We start from the raw sequence: 19453 nt of genomic DNA on the forward strand, positions 1-19453 counted from the left end.
ACGATCGGTCTACCCTGAGACCACACGACGAGCGGAAGGGAGCGGAGTCGCTGTGAGCATGCCCAACGTTCTCGAGTCGATCATCGAGGGAGTCAAAGCCGACGTCGCCGCACGTGAAGCGGTGGTCGACTTCGCTGCTGTCAAGGCCGCCTCGGCGAAGGCTCCCGCTCCCCGGGATGTCATGGCGGCGCTCCGCCAGCCCGGCATCGGTGTGATCGCCGAGGTCAAGCGCGCCAGTCCGTCGAAGGGGGAGCTCGCCTCGATCGGCGATCCCGCCGAACTCGCCAAGGCCTACGAACAGGGCGGCGCCCGCATCATCAGCGTGCTGACCGAGGAGCGTCGCTTCCACGGATCACTCGCCGACCTCGACGCCGTTCGTGCAGCGGTCGACATCCCGGTCCTGCGCAAGGACTTCATCGTCGGGCCGTATCAGATCCACGAGGCCCGCGCCCACGGCGCCGACGTCATCCTGCTCATCGTGGCGGCCCTCGAACAGAACGTCCTCGCCTCATTGCTCGACCGCACCGAGAGCCTGGGCATGACCGCCCTTGTGGAGGTCCACACCGAGGAAGAAGCCGACCGTGCCCTCGAGGCCGGTGCGTCGGTGGTCGGCGTGAACGCCCGAAACCTGAAGACCCTGCAGGTCGAGCGGGACACCTTCTCGCGGATCGCCCCCGGCCTGCCGACCGAGATCATCCGCATCGCGGAATCCGGCGTTCGTGGAACCGCCGACCTGCTGGCCTATGCCGGCGCGGGCGCCGACGCCGTCCTGGTGGGTGAGGGACTCGTGACAAGTGGTGACCCCCGCGCCGCGGTGCGTGAGCTGGTCACCGCGGGTACCCATCCGTCGTGCCCGAAACCAGTTCGCTGACATACGCCTTCGGGCCGTGTTCGGTCCATGTCGTCGTCGGCCCGATCGACTGTGAGATGTAGTGACCGCCCATCCTGATTCGGCCCATCCTGATTCTTCCGCCAGCACGGTGCTTCCGCCCGCCAGCACCGGACTGACCACGCGTACGTCGATCGAACCCGACGAGGGCGGTCACTTCGGCGTCTACGGCGGACGGCATGTGCCGGAGGCGTTGATGGCCGTCATCGACGAGGTCACCACAACCTTCTACAAGATCCGCTCCGACGACGACTTCCTCGCCGAACTCGACCGTCTGCAGCGTGATTACGCCGGACGGCCGTCGCCGCTGTACGAAGCGAAGCGTCTCGCCGAGTATGCGGGGGGAGCGCGCATCTTCCTCAAACGCGAGGACCTCAACCACACCGGCTCGCACAAGATCAACAACGTTCTGGGACAAGCGCTTCTGGCTCAGCGGATGGGCAAGAACCGCATCATCGCGGAGACCGGTGCCGGTCAGCACGGTGTCGCCACCGCCACCGTGTGTGCGCTGCTGGGTCTGGAGTGCGTGATCTACATGGGTCGCGTCGACACCGACCGTCAGGCGCTCAACGTCGCTCGGATGCGCCTGCTCGGCGCCGAGGTCATCGCCGTCGACAACGGTTCGGCAACCCTCAAGGACGCGATCAACGAGGCGATGCGCGATTGGGTCACCAACGCGCACAACACGTATTACTGCTTCGGCACCGCCGCGGGACCTCACCCGTTCCCGGTCATGGTCCGTGACCTCCAACGCGTCGTCGGTCTCGAGGCTCGCGCCCAGATCCTGGACAAGGCCGGACGCCTGCCCGACGCGGTGACCGCTTGTGTCGGTGGTGGTTCCAACGCGATCGGGATATTCCACCCCTTCATCGACGACAAGGACGTTCGCCTGGTCGGTTTCGAGGCAGCCGGTGAGGGTGTCGAATCCGGCCGTCACGCAGCGACTTTCACCGGCGGGACGCCGGGGGCGTTCCAGGGCGCGTACTCATACCTGTTGCAGGACGAGGACGGTCAGACGATCGAATCCCACTCGATCTCAGCCGGTCTCGACTACCCGGGCGTCGGCCCCGAGCACGCCTATCTCAAGGACACCGGCCGGGCGGAGTACCGTCCGATCACCGACACCGAGGCGATGGACGCACTTGCGCTGTTGAGCCGTCGGGAAGGGATCATCCCGGCCATCGAGTCGGCCCACGCGGTCGCCGGTTCGCTCAAGCTGGGCAAGGAACTCGGCGAGGGCTCGATCATCGTCGTCAGCCTCTCCGGACGCGGCGACAAGGACGTCGACACCGCGGCGCGCTGGTTCGGCCTCTTCGATCCCCCACCGTCACAGGACGAGGCGAAGACCACCAGCGGGCAACCGGGAGAGCAGGCATGAGCGCAGACACGATCCCGTCGAAAACCGGACCGGTGTTCGCCAAGTGCCGCGCGGAGAACCGCGCCGCCCTGATCGGCTACCTCCCGGTGGGTTATCCGACCGTCGACGATTCGCTGACGTCCTTCCGCACGATGGTCGACGCCGGTTGCGACATCATCGAGGTCGGCGTGCCCTACTCCGACCCGGTGATGGACGGTCCGACGATCCAGGAAGCCGCCGATCTCGCCCTCACCAACGGCGTCCGCGTCCATGACGTGTTCACGGCAGTCGAGGCGATCACCGCGGCGGGCGGCAACGCGGTCGTGATGACCTACTGGAATCCGGTGCTGCAGTATGGCGTCGACAAGTTCGCACGCGATCTCGCCAACGCCGGCGGCGCCGGTCTCATCACGCCGAACCTGATCCCCGAGGAAGGGGCCGCATGGCACGCGGCCTCCGACGAGCACGGGCTCGACCGCATCTATCTGGTCGCGCCGTCGTCGACCACGGAACGCATCGCATACACCGTCGACGCATCGCGCGGATTCGTGTACGCCGCATCCACCATGGGTGTCACCGGTGCGCGTGACGCGGTGTCGGACATGGCTCCCGAGCTGTGCGCCCGCGTCCGCGAGTACTCCGACATCCCCATCGGCGTCGGCCTCGGTGTCCGCAACCGCGAACAGGCCGCCCAGATCGCGTCCTATGCCGACGGCGTCATCGTCGGGTCGGCACTCGTGACCGCGGCCAAGGCCGGCCAGGACCGACTGGCTTCGCTCACCGCAGAACTCGCCGAGGGCGTGCGGTCGCGCCACGCCGCCGTCTGACGCCGGCCCTGCTGCGCGAGTCGTTCGCCGGCGTCTCCTGCGGCTCCTGCGTGTCCTGCTGGTCGAGTGAGGCCGGGGGGCCACCAGAGGGCCCGTATCGAGGCCAGGCGCGCCACCCGGCACCCGGACCGACGGGCGTGAGTGGCCCGGTCGGATAGGGTTGCACCGTGAACGCGCCGACCTCGACGATGCTCGCCTACATCCCCAGTCCGCCCCAGGGCGTGTGGGATCTCGGACCGTTCCCGCTGCGCGCCTATGCGCTGTGCATCATCGCGGGGATCATCGTCGCGGTCTGGTGGGGAAATCGCCGGTGGATCGCCCGCGGGGGACAGGAAGGCGAGGTCCTCGACGTCGCGATCTGGGCGGTGCCGTTCGGTCTCCTCGGCGGTCGTCTCTACCACCTGATCACCGACTGGAAGACCTACTTCGGGGCCGACGCCCCCAAAGAACCGCTCGACGCCCTGCGAATCTGGGACGGGGGTCTGGGAATCTGGGGTGCGGTCGCGCTCGGTGCGGTCGGAGCGTGGATCGGCGCCCGACGCCGCGGCATCCGGTTGCCCGCCTTCGGCGATGCGATCGCCCCGCCGATCCTGTTGGCGCAGGCCATCGGCCGGCTCGGCAACTACTTCAACCAGGAGTTGTACGGCCGCGAGACGACGCTGCCCTGGGGTCTCAAGATCTATGAGCGCGTCAACGAGGCCGGTTACTCCGACGCGGGCCTGATCGACGGCAAGTCCAACGGCGTCGTCGTCGCCATCGTCCAGCCGACGTTCCTCTACGAACTCCTGTGGAACGTGCTGATCGTGGTGTTGCTGGTGGTCATCGACCGCAGGTTCCGCATCGGTCACGGTCGCCTGTTCGCGCTCTACATCGCGGGCTACTGCCTTGGCCGGTTCTTCATCGAGATGCTGCGCGACGACCGTGCCGCCGTCGCCAACGACATCGCCGGGATCCGTCCGAACCTCTTCACGGCCGCGCTCGTGTTCGTGTGCGCGATCGTCTACTTCGTGGTCGCGCCCAAGGGACGTGAACAAGGGTTGGAGATGTACCACCCCGAACGTGCCGCCGAACTCGAGGAGCAGGGCGTCGCCGGATACGTCGACGATTGGTACGACGAAGATCTCGACGACCTGGACGGTAAGAAGGTCGAGTCGGCAGCAGGCTCTACCACCCTGGACGTCCTCGACGACGAGATCGCTGCGGAGGCAAAGGAGGCCGAGGCGGCGGAGGGCGCGGAGACGACCGAGACCACCGAAAGTGCCGAACCGGCGGTGGCCGAGACAGCGACAGCACAGGACGGTGAATCCGCCGATGAGGCGGCCGATAACGCCGAGCCGAGCGCGGTGGACGACTCGCAGGCCGACACCGAGACCGCGGACGGCGACGGCACCGAGGCTGCCGAATCGGCGGTCGACGAAACCGCGCTCGAGGAATCCGCGGTCGACGAAACCGCGGTCGCGGACACCGACGCTGAGTCCGCTGACGTGCAGCCAACCGGCGACACGGCGCCTGGCACAGCTGAGCCGGACACAGCTGCGTCGGACACAGTTGATTCGGACTCAGCTGATGTGGAGGCCGTCGGGTCTGACGCGGAAGAGTCGGGCACCGTCGAATCGGACACCGTTGAGTCGGACACGGTTGAGTCGGACACGGTCGACTCGGACGCAGGGGAGTCCGACGCACCCGAGCCGGAGACCGATGCAGCCGACTCCGAGATCACCGACTCCGAGATCACCGGGTCCGGGGTCACGGAATCCGAGGCGGGCGGCGTCGCCGAATCCGAGGACGCAGCAAGCGACGTCGCCGACAGCGACGTGACGTCGTCTGCCGCCGAAACCGGTGACGCAGAGTCTGCTGCCCCAGATGAAGCCGACGTGGAAGCGACCGACGCAGACCGACCAGACGCCGGGGAGACCGACTCCACGAGCAGTTTCCGCCGCCGGGTCGCCTCCAGATTCGGTCGCCGCCGCCCCTGAAATAGACCCCGGTAAAGCGCCCTCCAGAGAGCAGCCAACGACATATTCTCGTCGGCGCCTCTGTCGAGGGTGGTTCTCCGGGGCGGATTCCGGTCGTGAGGATCACAGGACTCGAGCACCGGCGTGCCCCGTGGTGTTCGGATACGATCGAATCTCACGACGCGCGATCTCCGACCGCCCGGTACCGACCACCATGACCCTCGCAAACGACCCTCGGGGTCGCGACGGTTTCGAATCAGCCCGGTACCGATCTCGGCACGGTCACTCGCTCGCCGCGCAATACTCCTCGGGCCAGTGCTGTCCCAGTGGACACTCAGCAGCGATCCGTTTCGGATCGAGTGGAGGTAGTGATGCTGTTTTCCGCGCTCCCGGCCAAGCAGGGCCTGTACGACCCGGAGGCCGAAGTCGACTCGTGTGGCGTCGCGATGGTCACCGACATCCACGGCCGGCGTTCGCATTCGATCGTCGCCGACGGTCTTCTGGCACTGGAGAACCTCGAGCACCGCGGGGCCGCCGGAGCCGAGACCAACAGCGGTGACGGCGCCGGGATCCTGATCCAACTGCCCGACGAATTGCTGCGTGCCACCGCCGACTTCGATCTTCCCGCGCCGGCCGCCGACGGCTCCCACACCTACGCGGCGGGCACGTGCTTCCTGCCGATGGACCCGGACCTGCGACAGCGGGCGATCGCGCGGGTCGAGGCGCTCGCCGCCGACGAAGGAATCACGGTCCTCGGCTGGCGTGATGTGCCCGTCGACCACGAACACGCCGACATCGGCGGGACCGCCGTCGCGTGCATGCCGTACATGATGCAGATCTTCGTCACGGTCGATCCCGAACCGGGTGATGAACGCATCGGCGGCGTGGCCCTCGACCGCTTCATCTACCCGTTCCGCAAGCAGGCCGAGCGGGTCACGCCGGAGGTCGAGGAGACGGGTACCGGCCTGTACTTCCCGTCGCTGTCGAGCCGCACCATGGTCTACAAGGGCATGCTCACCACGATGCAGTTGCCGCTGTACTACGCGGATCTGCGCGACGACCGGTGCCAGAGCGCCATCGCGATCGTCCATTCGCGGTTCTCGACGAACACGTTCCCGTCGTGGCCCCTCGCGCATCCGTTCCGGTTCGTCGCGCACAACGGCGAGATCAACACGGTGCGCGGCAACCGTAACCGCATGCGCGCCCGTGAGGCCCTGCTCGAGACCGATCTCATCCCCGGCGACCTCAAGCGTGCCTTCCCGATCTGCACTCCCGAGGCCTCGGACTCGGCCTCGCTCGACGAGGTGCTCGAACTGTTGCATCTCGGCGGTCGCAGCGTGCCCCACGCGGTCATGATGATGGTCCCCGAAGCGTGGGAGAACGTCCCCGACATGGATCCCAAGCGCCGCGCGTTCCTGCAGTTCAACGCGTCGCTGATGGAGGCCTGGGACGGGCCGGCGTGCGTGACCTTCACCGACGGCACCGTCGTCGGCGCGGTCCTCGACCGCAACGGCCTGCGCCCCGGGCGATGGTGGCAGACCCGCGACGGCCGGATCATCCTCGCCTCCGAGGCGGGTGTCCTCGACGTCCCGGTCGACGATGTCATCAGCAAGGGGCGCCTCGAGCCGGGCCGCATGTTCCTCGTCGACACGGCCCAGGGGCGGATCATCCCGGACGAGGAGATCAAGGGCGAGCTGATGAACGCCGAGGCATACGACGAGTGGTTGCACGCCGGGCTCGTGGACATCGCCACGCTGCCCGAACGCCCGGTCTTCCAGCCCAACCACGACACCGTCGTCCGCCGGCAGCTGTCCTTCGGATACACCGAAGAGGACCTGCGCGTGCTGCTCACGCCGATGGCGGCGTCGGGGTACGAACCGCTCGGCTCGATGGGCACCGACACCCCGGTCGCGGTCCTGTCACAGCGCTCGCGGCTGCTCTACGACTACTTCGTCGAACTGTTCGCGCAGGTCACCAACCCGCCGCTGGACGCGATCCGCGAAGAGATCGTCACCTCGATGGGCCGCGTGATGGGTCCTGAGCAGAACCTGCTGAATCCCAGCGCCGCGTCGTGCCGCCAGATCATGCTGCACTGGCCGGTCCTCGACAACACCGACCTCGCCAAGCTGGTCCACATCAACGACGACGGCGATCATCCGGGGTCGTCGGCCAAGCTGCTCCGTGCGCTGTACGAGGTGGCCGAGGGCGGAGCCGGCCTCGCGGCCGCGCTGGAGGATCTGCGTCAGCGGGCGAGCCAGGCGATCGCCGAGGGACACACCACCCTCGTCATCTCGGATCGCCTCACCGACTCCGACCACGCGCCGATCCCGTCGCTGTTGGCCACCTCGGCCGTCCACCACCATCTGGTGCGCACCAAGGAGCGAACCCGGGTCGCACTGGTCGTCGAATCCGGCGACGCCCGTGAGGTCCACCACATCGCGACGCTCATCGGTTTCGGGGCGGCCGCGGTCAACCCGTACCTGGCGCTCGAGACGATCGAGGACCTCATCGCCGAGGGTGAACTGACCGGCGTCACCCCGTCGAAGGCGATCCGCAACTACCTCGAGGCGCTCGGCAAGGGTGTGCTGAAGGTGATGAGCAAGATGGGTATCTCCACGATCAGCTCCTACACCGCCGCACAGGCTTTCGAGGCCGTGGGCCTGTCGTCGGAGGTGGTGCGCGAATACTTCACCCGCACGGTGTCGCGCATCGAGGGCGTGGGACTCGACGAACTGGCCGAGGAGGTGCGCATACGTCATCACCGCGCCTTCCCGGAGAATCCCACCGAGCAGGTCTACCGCCGACTCGACTCCGGCGGCGAGTACCAGTACCGCCGGGACGGCGAACTGCACCTGTTCACCCCGGAAACCGTCTTCCTGCTGCAGCACGCCACCAAGACCGGGCGGGCCGAGATCTTCCAGAAGTACTCCGACGAGGTCGACCGGCTGTCGCGCGAAGGCGGCACGCTCCGCGGTCTCTTCGAATTCGATCTCGATGCGCGCGAACCGATCCCGATCGAGGAGGTGGAACCGGTCGAGGAGATCCTGAAGCGCTTCAACACCGGTGCCATGAGCTACGGCTCGATCTCTGCCGAGGCCCACGAGACCATCGCGATGGCGATGAACAGGATCGGCGGCCGGTCCAACTCGGGTGAGGGCGGCGAGGACGTCGACCGCCTGTACGACCCGGAACGTCGCAGTGCGGTCAAGCAGGTCGCGTCCGGGCGGTTCGGTGTCACCAGCGACTACCTGATCAACGCGACCGACATCCAGATCAAGATGGCCCAGGGTGCGAAACCCGGTGAGGGCGGTCAGCTTCCGGCGTACAAGGTGTACCCGTGGATCGCCAAGACGCGGCATTCGACGCCGGGTGTCGCGTTGATCTCGCCGCCGCCGCACCACGACATCTACTCGATCGAGGACCTCGCCCAGCTGATCCACGATCTGAAGAACGCCAACTCCGAAGCGCGCATCCACGTCAAGTTGGTCAGCGCGGTGGGCGTGGGGACGGTCGCGACGGGCGTATCGAAAGCGCATGCCGACGTCGTGCTGATCTCCGGACACGACGGCGGTACCGGTGCGTCGCCGCTGACCTCGCTCAAGCATGCCGGCACCCCGTGGGAGATCGGACTCGCCGACGCCCAGCAGACGTTGATGCTCAACGGACTTCGCGACCGGATCACCGTCCAGTGTGACGGTGCACTGCGTACCGGCCGAGACGTCATCATGGCGGCGTTGCTCGGCGCCGAGGAGTACGGCTTCTCGACCGCGCCACTGATCGTGGCCGGGTGCATCATGATGCGCGTCTGTCATCTCGACACGTGCCCCGTGGGTGTCGCCACCCAGAACCCGCAGCTGCGGTCGCGGTTCACCGGCCAGGTCGATCACCTGGTCAACTTCTTCCGCTTCATCGCCGAGGACGTGCGGAAGTATCTGGCGCAGCTGGGGTACCGGACCCTCGACGAGGCCATCGGGCAGTCGCAGCGTCTGCACACCGACGCCGCGGTCGCGCATTGGAAGTCGAAGGGACTCGATCTGTCCCCGATCTTCCGCAAGGTGGAGGACAAGGGTCCGAGCCGTCGGGTGCGGGAGCAGTACCACGCACTCGACCGTGCACTGGACCAGACGCTCATCCAGCTCGCCGAGGGTGCGCTGGAGGACGCCCACCCGGTCACGCTCGAACTGCCGGTGCGCAACGTCAACCGGACCGTGGGCACCCTGCTCGGGGCCGAGGTCACGCGACGCTATGGCGCCGAGGGCCTGGCTGAGGACACGATCGTGGTGAAGCTGGAGGGTTCGGCCGGCCAGTCGCTGGGCGCGTTCCTGCCGCCCGGCGTGACGATCAAACTCACCGGTGACACCAACGACTACGTCGGGAAGGGGCTGTGCGGCGGCAAGATCGTCGTCGCCCCGCATCCCGACTCGTGGTTCGTGGCCGAGGACCAGGTCATCGCCGGCAACACCATCCTCTACGGCGCGACCTCGGGTGAGGTGTACCTGAGAGGCCGTGTGGGCGAACGTTTCTCGGTTCGAAACTCGGGTGCGACCGCGGTGGTCGAGGGTGTCGGCGACCACGCGTGCGAGTACATGACCGGCGGGCGCGTGGTGATCCTCGGACCGACGGGACGCAACCTGGCGGCGGGGATGTCGGGTGGTATCGCCTACGTGCACGACCTCGACCGGACCAAGGTGAACATGGCGATGGTCAAGCTCATGCGCCCGGACCCCGACGATCTGGCATGGCTCAAGGAGGCCGTCGCCAGACACACCGACCTGACGGGGTCGGCGATGGGCGCCTCGATCCTGGCGGACTGGCCCCGCCGCTGCCTGGCGTTCACGAAGGTGATGCCCACCGATTACAAGCGCGTGCTCGACGCGGCCAGGATGGCCGAGGCCGAGGGACGCGACGTCGATTCAGCGATCATGGAGGCGGCACGTGGCTGATCCGCGCGGGTTCCTGGAAGTCCCGAAGAAAGAAGCGAAGTACCGTCCGGTCGCCGAGCGCGTCCAGGACTGGGACGATGTCTACGTCCACGCCGACAACCCTCTGAAGGTGCTCGAGGAGGTCAGTACTCAGGCGCGCCGCTGCATGGACTGCGGTATCCCGTTCTGCCACTCCGGTTCCGCGGGTTGCCCGTTGGGCAACCTGATCCCGGAGTGGAACGACCTCGTCCGACGCGGCCGCTGGGATGCGGCGAGCAGCCGGCTCCACGCCACCAACAACTTTCCCGAGTTCACCGGGACGGTGTGCCCGGCGCCGTGTGAGGCCGCCTGTGTCCTGTCGATCTCCGAGTCCGCGACCGGCGGCAGCGTCACCATCAAACGCATCGAGAAGACCATCGCCTACGAGTCGTGGGCGGAGGGCGTCATCGGACCCGAACCGCCGGCGTCCAAGACCGGGAAGTCGGTGGGGGTGGTCGGTTCCGGTCCGGCCGGACTCGCTGCGGCGCAACAGCTCACGCGTGCCGGGCATGACGTGACCGTCTACGAACGCGACGACCGGCTCGGCGGATTGCTGCGCTACGGCATCCCCGAGTACAAGCTGCAGAAGTCCGACATCGATCGTCGTATCGCCCAGATGCGCGCCGAGGGAACGGAGTTCGTCACCAGCTGCGATGTCGGCACCGATCTGTCCGTCGGCGACCTGCAGGCGCGACACGACGCCGTCGTCCTGGCCATCGGCGCGATGCAGGCCCGCGACAACCCGGTGCCCGGTCGCGAGCTCAACGGGGTCCACCTGGCGATGGAACATCTCGTGCCCGCCAACCGGGAGTGCGAGGGCGACGGCCCGTCGCCGATCACCGCGGCCGGCAAGCACGTCGTCATCATCGGCGGCGGCGACACCGGCGCGGACTGCCTGGGCACCGCCCACCGGCAGGGCGCGGCCTCGGTGGTCCAGCTCGACTACAACCCCGAACTCCCCGACGAACGCGACGACACGCGCTCGCCGTGGCCGACCTGGCCGCTGGTCATGCGGACCTCCAGTGCGCACGCCGAGGGCGGTGAACGCAGGTACCAGGTGGCCGTCCAGCGTTTCCTCGGCGACGAGGAGGGCAACGTCACCACCATGGTCCTCGCGGAGGTCGAGGTACGACGAGACGCCGACGGTCGACGCGAGATCAAACCGGTCGGGGAGGAGTTCGAGATCCCCTGTGAGCTGGCGCTTTTCGCGATCGGCTTCGCCGGTGTGGAGCGCGGCGAACTGCTGTCGGGACTGGCGATCGAACCCAACAAGAGGGGCGCCATCTCGTGCGGAAGTGATTGGCAGACAGACGCTCCCGGCGTTTTCGTGTGTGGGGACGCGCATCGCGGTGCATCGCTGGTGGTGTGGGCGATTGCCGAGGGCCGGTCGACGGCGCGGGCGGTGGACGAGTACCTCGTCGGTGAATCCGACCTACCCTCTCCGGTCCGGCCCGCGGCCCTGCCGCTCTCCGTGCGCTGACGAGCGGAGCCGACGGACCATCGCGGTCGCCGACCGAGACGGCGGGTGGGGAGAACACGCGCGGGCGGCGCGTGTGACGCGAAACCCGTACCGAGAGGTAGTTCACCGTCACCAGCGACAACACCACGTGACCACTGGATGACGTCTGTGACGGCGCGTGGAGATGCTCCACCGACGGGACTAAGGTGTTGGTGTGACTCGGCGAACCAAGATTGTCTGCACCATGGGTCCGGCCACTTCCAGCGACGAACGCCTCAAGGAACTCGTCGCCAGCGGTATGGATGTGGCCCGGATGAACTTCAGCCACGGCAAGCACGAGGACCATGCTGCCGTCTACGCGCGCGTCCGCAAGGCCTCCGATGCGGCGGAGAAGGCCGTCGGCATCCTCGCCGACCTGCAGGGACCCAAGATCCGGCTCGGTCGTTTCGACGGCTGCGACGGGGCGACCGTCTGGGAGACGGGTGAGGAGATCCGGATCACCGTCGACGATGTCGAGGGCACCCACGATCGCGTTTCCACCACCTACAAGCAGCTGTCGGAGGATGCGAGCCCGGGCGACCGGCTCCTCGTCGACGACGGCAAGGTCGGACTGACGGTCTCGTCGATCGACGGCAACGATGTGGTCTGCACCGTCACCGAGGGCGGTCCGGTCAGCAACAACAAGGGTCTGTCGCTGCCGGGTATGAGCGTTTCGGTGCCCGCGTTGTCCGAGAAGGACATCGCGGACCTCGAGTTCGCACTCGGTCTCGGTGTCGACATGATCGCGCTGTCGTTCGTGCGCAGCCCGTCCGACATCGAACTCGTCCACGAGGTCATGGATCGGGTGGGCCGCCGGGTGCCGGTCATCGCGAAGCTGGAGAAGCCGGAGGCCATCGAGAACCTCGAGGCCATCGTCCTGGCCTTCGACGCCATCATGGTCGCCCGCGGCGACCTCGGCGTCGAACTGCCGCTCGAGCAGGTGCCGCTCGTGCAGAAGCGGGCCATCCAGATGGCCCGTGAGAACGCCAAGCCGGTGATCGTCGCGACCCAGATGCTCGACTCGATGATCGAGAACTCGCGACCCACCCGCGCCGAGGCGTCCGACGTGGCCAACGCCGTCCTCGACGGTGCGGACGCGGTGATGCTCTCCGGCGAGACCTCGGTGGGGAAGTACCCGCTCGAAACCGTCCGCACGATGGACCGCATCTGCCGGGCCGTCGAGTCCGGTCCGCGTGACGTGCCGCCGCTGTCGCATGTGCCCCGGACCAAGCGCGGCGTCATCTCGTACGCAGCCCGCGACATCGGCGAACGCCTCGAGGTGAAGGCACTCGTCGCGTTCACCCAGTCCGGCGACACCGTCCGGCGCCTCGCCCGGCTGCATTCGCGGCTGCCGCTGCTGGCCTTCACGCCGACGCAGGAGGTACGGAGTCAGCTCGCACTGAGCTGGGGCACGGAGACGTTCATCGTCAACAACGTCGACACCACCGACCACATGATCGACCAGGTCGACCATCAGTTGCTGCGCATCGGCCGACTATCCGAGGGTGACGTGGTGGTCATCGTGGCCGGCGCCCCGCCCGGCACCGTCGGCTCCACCAACCTCATCCACGTCCACCGCATCGGCGAGCAGGACCACTGACAAGCACGACCACCGACACCGAGGTCCCGGGTCTGTCACTAGGGTGAAGGCCATGACCGTGGAACAGACCGGGGATCTCGGCAAGCTGCTCGCACTGCTCGACGTGGAACGCCGCGACGAGGACGTGTTCATCGGACACCACCCGGAGCAGGTCACCGCACGCACCTTCGGCGGGCAGCTCCTCGGGCAGGGAGTGGTGGCCGCATCCCGCAGCCTGACGCGCGGCAACCCGCCGATCCATGCGTTGCACGCACACTTCATCCGCGGCGGCGACGTCACCAAACCGATGGAGTACCACGTCGACCGGTTCCGCGACGGCAAGTCCTTCGCCAATCGTCAGGTCACCGCCAAGCAGAACGGCGAAGAGATCTTCACGATGCTGGTGGCCTTCCAGGACAATGCCGCCGGACTCGAGCACGCGGTGGAGATTCCGCAGGTGCCCTACCCGGAGGAATTGCCCACTCTCGGAGAGCATTTCAAGGGATTCGAGGACCGGATCGCCACCTTCGTGAACGCCCTGCATCCGGTCGACATCCGCTTCGCGAATGATCCGAGCTGGAAGGCCAAGGAGGCCGGGCACAAGCTCACCGACAACCGGGTGTGGATGAAGGCCGACGGCGTGATGCCCGATGACCCCGTGATGCACGTCGCCGCAATGTGTTACGCCTCCGACACCACGGTCCTCGACTCCATCATCACCACTCACGGACTGTCGTGGGGCATCGACCGGCTGTTCGCGGCGACCGTGAACCACTCGATGTGGTTCCATCGCGAGTTCCGTTTCGACGACTGGTTGCTGTACGCGACGCGTTCGCCGGTGGCGACGGGTTCGCGCGGCATGGGGTCGGGACGATTCTGGATGCGGGACGGCACCCTCGCGACGTCGGTCGTGCAGGAAGCGTTGATCAAGTACTTCCCGCCCAAGAAGTGAATCCTTCGAAATGACTGCAGCCCAGGAGATGTGGCTCGATCCCGGCCCGCCCCTCCCACGCCGGACCTGGCAGCGCAGGACGCGTCGACCGGTCATCGTCGGGACCACGATTGCGATGGTGCTGTTCGCCGCCGTTGCGATCGGCGCCCTGCTGGTCGGACTCCTGACCACCCCGACGTTCACGGCGAAGGGCGGCGTCGTCGCCGATTGCGCAACGGAAGTCGCGGCGCTGCCCGACGGCGGACGCATCGTCCGCGGCGCGCAGGTCGCGATCTACGACGCCGCCGGCGGTGAGGTCGCCGTCACCTCGCTCGACCGCTTCCTGCGCGCGGACGAGGGGTGCCAACTGACCTTCGAGGTCGATGGCGTGACGTTCACCGACGCCGGCTACGTCGTCCGGGTCGGCGATCGTTTCTCGCAACCGGTCTCCACGTCCGCCCTCCAACAGGGTGCGGTGCTCCGGTCCCTCGCCTGAGTTCCGCCGACCCGTCGCGACATGGGCCGCAGTTGTCCGGACAGCCGGTGAACGCCGGGTTAAACTGCGCCGGATCATTGTTGGGCCCGGACCCGTTGTGTCGACTGCATCTTCGACGCTCCGCGTGCAGACGGGCCGCGATGTCGCCCGGCGTTCCCGGCTGCGACGTCCGACGGTAAGGGAGTGTGCGTGGAGTACAGCATCGACTGGGGCAACGAGGTGTGGGCCAGCCTGAAGTGGCTGGCCATCGCATTCGGGATCTCCGCGGCGTCGATTCTCGTCATCGGATTCCTGCTCGCCCGCTTCAGTCGTTGGGGCAGGCCGCTGTGGCGCGTCATCGGCGGATTCTTCACCGAGCCCGGCACGCGACTGCGGGCCTGGGGGCTGGCCGCGGCGCTCACCCTGCTCGCACTGATGGGTGTGCGGGTGACGGTGCTGTTCTCGTACTTCAGCAATGACCTCTTCACCGGCCTGCAGACCGCGGCCGAGGGATTGGCAGGCGGTCCGCAGGGTGCCGACCTGCTTCAGGCCGGCAAGGACGCGTTCTGGCATTCCATGATGGTGTTCGCGATCCTCGCGTCGCTCCACGTGGTGCGCACCATGATCGAGATCTACGTCGGGGCCGCATTCGAGATCAACCTCCGCCGCTGGATGACCGCCGGGGCATCGGCGGACTGGATGAACGGACGCGCCTTCTACCGCAATCGCTTCGTCGACCTCAGTGCGGGACTCATGCGGCGCAGGTGGTTCCGCCGCACACCGGAGCCCTCGAGCAGGCCGACCGACATCCATCCCGGTGTCGACAACCCCGACCAGCGCATCCAGGCCGACATCACCAACGTCGCGTCCGTCGGATCGTCGTTGCTCTGGGGCGGTGGCGGTTCGTCGACCAACGGTGTGCTCACGGCGATCGCCTCGATCGTGTCCTTCTCGAAGATCCTCTGGGATCTGTCGGGGCCGGTGACGCTCCTCGGTGTCGAGATCCCACGGATGATGATGTGGCTGGTTTTCGTGTACGTGCTGGTGACGAGCGTCGTGGCGTTCGCCATCGGTCGACCGCTCATCCGTCTCAACTTCTGGAACGAGCGGCTCACCGCGAATTTCCGCTACGCGCTCGTCCGGGTCCGCGACAGTGCGGAGAACATCGCGTTCTATCGCGGAGAACGGGTCGAACACTCCGGACTGATGTCCCGGTTCGCGGCCGTCATCAGGAACTACTGGCAGATCGTCCATGTCCGGATGGCCTTCGTCGGCTGGAACTTCAGCGTCAGCCAGCTCGCGGTGGTGTTCCCGTATCTGGTGCAGATCCCGCGGTTCTTCGACGGCCAGATCAAGCTCGGCGACATGCAGCAGACGGCGTCGGCCTTCGGCGAGATGCACGACGCACTCTCCTTCTTCCGGACCGCGTATGACGACTTCACCGGTCTGCGCGCGTCGATCATCCGTCTCGACGGGCTGGCCGACGCCGACGTCAAGTCGCGATCCATGCCCGAGATCACGACCACGGATCGGGAACGCGCAGTGCGTCTCGCCGACATCGATGTGAACACCCCGAGCGGCGATGAGCTGATCCGCGCACTCAACGTCTCTCTCGATCCCGGTGACGCGCTGGTCATCAAGGGCCGTTCGGGTTCGGGCAAGACCACTCTCCTGCGGGGACTGGCCGGCCTGTGGCCGTTCATCGACGGCGAGTTCGCCCGTCCGCCGGGTGACCACACCCTGTTCCTCTCGCAGATGCCCTACATCCCGCTGGGTGATCTGAGGACCGCGGTCGCCTATCCGGCGCTTCCCGACGACGTCGGCGACGACACCATCAAGCGGGCCCTGGAGAAGGTGTTCCTGCCGCATCTCGTCGACCGTCTGCACGATGAGGAGGACTGGGCCAAAGTGCTCTCGCCGGGCGAGCAGCAGCGCGTCGCGTTCGCTCGCATCCTGCTGACGAAGCCGCAGGCGGTGTTCATGGACGAGGCGACCTCGGCGGTCGACGAGGGCCTCGAATACGCGCTGTACCAACTGATCCGGACCGAGCTCCCGGAGACGATCCTGGTGTCGGTCAGCCACCGGAGCACCACCGACCAGCACCACACCGAAGTGCTGGAACTGATCGGTGGAGGGGCGTGGACGTTGTCGCCGGTCGACTCGAGTCTTTCGCTAGACAAACAGTCTTGACCTGCAGTTTTCGATCTGGTCACCGTTTGGCGTGAATCGGTCCTCGCCACGGTCGCCCTCGCTAGTGTGATGTGCAGCACAGCCGTCGCACTGGCGATTGGAGGACCAGATGAGCGCTCCAGACCTGATCACCTTTCCCCATGAGACCGGCGTCGACGTGTCGACGGTGCCTGCTGCGTTCCAGCAGACGGTCACGGTCCGTCCGGACGCCGTGGCCATCCGTACCGCCGGCGGCGGTCGGCAGATCACCTGGGCGGAGTACGCCACCGGGGTCGAGGCCATCGCCGGTGGACTCGCGGCGCTCGGCATCGGGCACGGCGACACCATCGGTCTCATGCTGACCAATCGGCCGGAGTTCCACTTGGTCGACACCGCGGCAGTGCACCTGGGTGCGGTCCCGTTCTCGATCTACAACACGAGCTCGTCCGACCAGATCGAGTACTTGTTCGGCAACGCCGAGAACTCGGTGGTGATCACCGAGCAGAAGTTCCTGCCGGTGATCACATCGGCGAACACCGCCGTCGAACGCATCATCGTCGTCGATGGGGTGGCCGCCGACGCGATCTCGCTCGACGACGTCGCACGCACACCGCCGCCCGATGGGTTCGATTTCACCGCTTCGTGGCGGGCGGTGGAACCCGAAGATCTGGCGACCCTGATCTACACGTCCGGGACCACGGGACCGCCGAAAGGCGTCGAGATCACCCACCGCAACATCGTCGCGGAGATGGCCGCGCTGGCGGAGAAGGTCGACGTGGGGTTCGACGACCGCTCGATCTCCTACCTGCCGGCCGCGCACATCGCCGACCGGGTGTCGTCGCATGCGGCGAACATCATGCGCGGCATGCAGATCACCACGGTGTCGGACCCGCGCGAGATCGCCGCGGCGTTGCCCGAAGTGCATCCGACGTTCATCTTCGGGGTCCCGCGGGTGTGGCAGAAGATCCGTGCCGGCGTCGAGGCGAAGGTCGCCGAGGAGTCCAGTCCGGTGAAGAGAGTGCTCGCCGGTTGGGCCTTCGGCGTGGGAGCAGCCGGTGTTCAGGCACAGATCGACGGCAAGGGGCTGGGTGTCCTCGCCAGGGCTCAGCGTGGCCTCGCCGACCGGTTGGTGCTGCACAAGGTGCGTGCCGCGCTCGGACTGGACCAGATCAAGTTCGCCGGCTCGGGTGCCGCAGCGATCCCACCAGAGGTGCTGAAGTTCTTCCTGGGCTTGGGAATCCCGATTCTCGAGGTGTGGGGGATGTCGGAGACCACCGGTGTGTCGACGATGACCACGCCCGACAACCTCAAGATCGGCACCGTCGGCCCACCGATACGTGGCATGGAGGTCAGACTCGCCGACGACGGTGAGCTGTTCGTCCGCGGCCCCGTGGTGATGCGCGGATACCGGGGCCAACCCGAGAAGACGGCGGAGGCGATCGACGCCGACGGTTGGTTGTCGACCGGTGACATCGCGAAGATCGACGACGACGGCAACGTCATCATCATCGACCGTAAGAAGGAACTCATCATCAACGAGTCCGGAAAGAACATGTCGCCCACCAATATCGAGAACGCGATGAAGGCGGCGTCGTCGTTGATCAGTCAGGTGGCCGCGATCGGCGATGCGAAGCCGTATGTCTCCGCGCTGGTCGTGCTCGACCCGGAGGTCGTGGCGGCGCGCGCCGAGAAGCTGAATCTGCCCGACGCCGACCTCACCGAACTGTCCGTGCATCCCGAGGTCGTGGACGAGGTCTCGACCGCCATTCGTACTGCCAACAAAAGGCTGTCCCGCGTGGAGCAGGTCAAGCGGTTCACCATCGTCCCCGTCACGTGGGATCCGGGCGGGGATGAACTGACACCGACGATGAAGCTGCGCCGCGCTCCGATCGCCACGAAGTACGCGGCCGAGATCGGTGCCCTGTACGAACCGCAGCCGGGTGACGCCGTAGTGGATCTGCGGTAATGACCGCCGCCGCCGATCGTGATCAGGCCCCTGATCGTGAACTGGGTCCGGTCGACTACGTCGTCGTCGAATGGGCCGGGCGAGAACCCACCGGTGAGGCGTTGCCCTACCTGATGGACCTGATCGACCGCGGGATCGTGCGTCTCATCGACATCGTCTTCCTGACCAAGGGGGCCGACGGAGCCGTCGCCGAGGTCGAGATCGGGGAACTGGGTGTGGAGTTCGCGATCTTCGACGGAGCGGCGACGTCGATTCTCGATGAGACCGACATCGCCGAGGCGGCCACTGCGATCGAACCGGGTTCCAGTGCAGCGGTTCTCGTGTGGGAGAACCTGTGGGCCGCTCCGTTCGCCACGGCGTTGCGCAACAACGGTGGGCGCGTGGTCGCATCGGGCCGGATTCCGGTCGACGCGCTCCTCGAATCGCTCGACGCGATCGAGCGATCGTGATCGTCTCGACAGCCCTGACGGGTCAGAGAGGAACAGTGTCATGCCAGGTCTGATCCGCGGGGTCGCGCGCACGGCCGTCATCTCCGGGACCGCCACCGCGGTGAGCAACCGGGTGTCGCGGCGTCAGGCTAGCCGCTGGGCGCAACAGGGGACTGTCACCCAGCAGGACCCGAGTGCGCAGCGATATCCCGAACCGCAGTACGCCCCGACGCCGTATCCCGAATCACCGCCACCGCCGCAACCACCGCAACCGCCCGCGCAGTCGACCGGTATGGACACGATCGCGGCGCTGAAGGAACTCGGTGCGCTCTACCAGCAGGGCATCCTCACGGAGGCGGAGTTCGCCGCGCAGAAGGCGAAGATCCTCGGGATGTGAGGGCGGGGAGCGATCGCGGGA

13 protein-coding genes are annotated in these 19453 nt (G+C 67.0%); all 13 read left to right on the plus strand.

The features are described from left to right. The first annotated feature begins 52 nt into the window (after nt 1-52). The 13 genes from trpC to IHQ52_RS12790 all read left to right on the plus strand — a co-directional run bounded on the left by trpC (nt 53) and on the right by IHQ52_RS12790 (nt 19432). Nucleotides 53-871 (plus strand): indole-3-glycerol phosphate synthase TrpC, encoded by an 819-nt coding sequence (gene trpC, locus IHQ52_RS12730; RefSeq protein ID WP_024498859.1) that lies wholly within the window; start codon nt 53-55, stop codon nt 869-871. Nucleotides 872-932: 61 nt separating this feature from the next. Beyond that, nucleotides 933-2267 (plus strand): tryptophan synthase subunit beta, encoded by a 1335-nt coding sequence (gene trpB / locus IHQ52_RS12735; protein WP_024498860.1) that lies wholly within the window; start codon nt 933-935, stop codon nt 2265-2267. Further along, the gene (gene trpA, locus IHQ52_RS12740; protein WP_024498861.1) at nt 2264-3073 is read left to right on the plus strand and encodes a tryptophan synthase subunit alpha; all 810 of its coding nucleotides are present in this window, start codon (nt 2264-2266) and stop codon (nt 3071-3073) included. The genes trpB and trpA overlap by 4 nt, the downstream gene beginning before the upstream one ends. A gap of 167 nt (nt 3074-3240) precedes the next feature. Then, nucleotides 3241-5049, plus strand: a complete 1809-nt coding sequence (gene lgt / locus IHQ52_RS12745; protein ID WP_024498862.1) for a prolipoprotein diacylglyceryl transferase — start codon at nt 3241-3243, stop codon at nt 5047-5049. 350 nt (nt 5050-5399) lie between these two features. Then, nucleotides 5400-9971 carry a glutamate synthase large subunit gene (gltB, locus tag IHQ52_RS12750; protein WP_024498863.1) on the plus strand — a complete coding sequence of 1524 codons (4572 nt, stop codon included), beginning with the start codon at nt 5400-5402 and terminating at the stop codon, nt 9969-9971. Further along, on the plus strand, nt 9964-11469 hold the full coding sequence (locus IHQ52_RS12755; RefSeq protein WP_024498864.1) for a glutamate synthase subunit beta: 1506 nt from the start codon (nt 9964-9966) through the stop codon (nt 11467-11469). The genes gltB and IHQ52_RS12755 overlap by 8 nt, the downstream gene beginning before the upstream one ends. A 193-nt stretch (nt 11470-11662) precedes the next feature. Next, nucleotides 11663-13087 carry a pyruvate kinase gene (gene pyk, locus IHQ52_RS12760; RefSeq protein WP_006437817.1) on the plus strand — a complete coding sequence of 475 codons (1425 nt, stop codon included), beginning with the start codon at nt 11663-11665 and terminating at the stop codon, nt 13085-13087. A gap of 52 nt (nt 13088-13139) precedes the next feature. Next, nucleotides 13140-14018, plus strand: a complete 879-nt coding sequence (locus tag IHQ52_RS12765; protein WP_006437818.1) for an acyl-CoA thioesterase — start codon at nt 13140-13142, stop codon at nt 14016-14018. A gap of 10 nt (nt 14019-14028) precedes the next feature. Further along, nucleotides 14029-14493, plus strand: coding sequence for a hypothetical protein (locus IHQ52_RS12770; RefSeq protein ID WP_159405627.1), 465 nt, complete (start codon nt 14029-14031; stop codon nt 14491-14493). A gap of 189 nt (nt 14494-14682) precedes the next feature. Continuing rightward, the gene (locus IHQ52_RS12775) at nt 14683-16662 is read left to right on the plus strand and encodes an ABC transporter ATP-binding protein/permease (protein WP_238063505.1); all 1980 of its coding nucleotides are present in this window, start codon (nt 14683-14685) and stop codon (nt 16660-16662) included. Between the two features lie 109 nt (nt 16663-16771). After that, the gene (locus tag IHQ52_RS12780; RefSeq protein ID WP_238063508.1) at nt 16772-18607 is read left to right on the plus strand and encodes an AMP-dependent synthetase/ligase; all 1836 of its coding nucleotides are present in this window, start codon (nt 16772-16774) and stop codon (nt 18605-18607) included. Next, complete coding sequence (locus tag IHQ52_RS12785; RefSeq protein WP_238063510.1) at nt 18607-19056, plus strand: DUF6325 family protein; 450 nt, start codon at nt 18607-18609, stop codon at nt 19054-19056. The genes IHQ52_RS12780 and IHQ52_RS12785 overlap by 1 nt, the downstream gene beginning before the upstream one ends. Nucleotides 19057-19096: 40 nt before the next feature. After that, nucleotides 19097-19432 (plus strand): SHOCT domain-containing protein, encoded by a 336-nt coding sequence (locus IHQ52_RS12790; RefSeq protein WP_238063512.1) that lies wholly within the window; start codon nt 19097-19099, stop codon nt 19430-19432. Nucleotides 19433-19453: the final 21 nt, after the last annotated feature.

This window comes from Gordonia amicalis (genome assembly GCF_022059885.1).
GTDB classification, from domain to species: Bacteria; Actinomycetota; Actinomycetes; order Mycobacteriales; family Mycobacteriaceae; genus Gordonia; species Gordonia amicalis.

Coding starts and splice junctions, on each gene's coding strand:
- trpA (WP_024498861.1), top strand. CDS start 2,264: ATGAGCGCAGACACGATCCCGTCGAAAACCGGACCGGTGTTCGCCAAG.
- gltB (WP_024498863.1), top strand. CDS start 5,400: ATGCTGTTTTCCGCGCTCCCGGCCAAGCAGGGCCTGTACGACCCGGAG.
- IHQ52_RS12765 (WP_006437818.1), top strand. CDS start 13,140: ATGACCGTGGAACAGACCGGGGATCTCGGCAAGCTGCTCGCACTGCTC.
- IHQ52_RS12770 (WP_159405627.1), top strand. CDS start 14,029: ATGACTGCAGCCCAGGAGATGTGGCTCGATCCCGGCCCGCCCCTCCCA.
- IHQ52_RS12780 (WP_238063508.1), top strand. CDS start 16,772: ATGAGCGCTCCAGACCTGATCACCTTTCCCCATGAGACCGGCGTCGAC.
- IHQ52_RS12785 (WP_238063510.1), top strand. CDS start 18,607: ATGACCGCCGCCGCCGATCGTGATCAGGCCCCTGATCGTGAACTGGGT.
- IHQ52_RS12790 (WP_238063512.1), top strand. CDS start 19,097: ATGCCAGGTCTGATCCGCGGGGTCGCGCGCACGGCCGTCATCTCCGGG.